General features: G+C 42.4%; 2 protein-coding genes. Both read right to left on the bottom strand.

Features of this window, described 5'->3' with window-relative positions; all coding sequences use genetic code 11:
• Positions 1-93: 93 nt before the first annotated feature.
• Positions 94-258 (bottom strand): hypothetical protein, encoded by a 165-nt coding sequence (locus G630_RS25215; RefSeq protein WP_170832732.1) that lies wholly within the window; start codon positions 256-258, stop codon positions 94-96.
• Positions 259-285: 27 nt separating this feature from the next.
• Entirely contained in the window at positions 286-1,503 is a 1,218-nt protein-coding gene (locus G630_RS22685; protein ID WP_044959841.1) for an IS91 family transposase, read from the bottom strand.
• Positions 1,504-1,593 lie beyond the last annotated feature (90 nt).

Genomic DNA, 1,593 nt, shown 5'->3' with positions numbered 1-1,593 from the left:
ATTTAATAGGAAATTTCGCCTTGCGGCAAAACCTTGAATTAAAAGGCCCGGACAAGACCGGGCCACGCAAAGCGGAGGTATGTTGGTTTTAAATTACCAATCTACCTCGTCAAAGAATTCATCATCTTCATGCATAAAGTAATCCATGTCGAGAAGGTCTTCATCATCCATCTCGCGGATTTCGTTCGCCGACATGCCTTCCGGCGGATTTTGGATGTATTTCTCTCTAAGCTTTGCTATTAGTTCTTTACTAGCCATGGCTGTTCCTCCTGTAGCATGATTTTATCATGCACAGGAATACGAGGGAACACTGCCGATTTTTGGAGATGGAGCTCTGCTCTTGGGACGGCATTTTCCCATTGCCTTTTCATATAAGTCTTCGAGAGAAACACGCTTGCGGTTAAAGCGCAATTCGAGAAATTTCATGGTGCTATTGCATTTGGGACAACTCAATGGATCATACCCGAATGCTGACAGGATACCTGAGCGCCATTGCAGGAATGACTTAAAGAATGGTTTTTTAGAAGGATGAATCAGTCGGTTGAGTTTTTTGTCTGATTCCCTATGGCGACCATATACACCATAGTAACGGATCATCTTAAATTCCTTTTCAGGTATGTGTTGGATAAGACGTTTTATGAATTCTATTGAAGGTATGGTCTCGGTGACAAGGACTTCGTCCTCATGTCTGTTGTAGTGGAAAGTGACAGTATCATGCTCTTTATCATAAGAGTCAATCCTTGAGAGGCCGATTACTGGACGACCAAGGTAGCGACCTATATATTTAGCCACTGTGTGCCTGTCAGCAAGGGTGGGTTTTGCGTAGATATAGAAACCATCTTTTTGATTTTTGTATGAGTAGGCTTTTTCTTTTTTGAACAATGCTTTCTTCTTGGGATCAGTAATACGGGCTTCCATTAGATTAAGCAGAGCTGTTTGAAAAGCATGGCGCAAGTAGTGGTAATTAAAGTGATTGACTTTGCGCCAAAAGCCGGTGTCTCCTACACCACCTTCAGATATGAGGCAGTGGATATGAGGATTCCATTCTAAAGGACGACCAAATGTATGAAGAACCAGAATGTAACCAGGTGTGAAGTTCTGACTTTTGTTGATTTTGTAGAACATACGATTAATAACACTGCTGACAGCTTCGAAAAGACAGTTAAGAAGGTTGCGGTCTTCGAGAAAGTAATGACGTAATTCTTTCGAAATGGTGAATACGCAGTGTCGGTGCTGACAGTTTATGAGCTTAAATGACATAGCCTGAGCACGTTTCTGTGAATACATGGCACCGCATGTAGGGCAGAATCTTGAATGACAACGAAAGGGAATAAATTTGAGAGTACCACAATCAGGGCAGCCGTACATGGCGCCGCCATAAGCAGGATCCCCGCAATTGATCATCTTATCGATGTTTTCTATTTCGGTCTTGCGGGGATGAAGAGTATATTGAATTTCTTCATAATGATCGCGGAACAGATCTTGTAGAGTATTTCGTTTCATAAAATCATTATGAATGAGTTGAGGCAAAAAACAACCCCACCCCTCATGATTGAGGGGCAGGGGAGTTGAGGTGCCGTAGGCACTTTTTTA

It is taken from the genome of Butyrivibrio sp. WCD2001, from assembly GCF_000424485.1.
Classification (GTDB): Bacteria; Bacillota; Clostridia; order Lachnospirales; family Lachnospiraceae; genus Butyrivibrio.
Note: the sequence above shows the minus strand (reverse complement) of the source record. Positions and strands in the feature narration are given on the sequence as shown.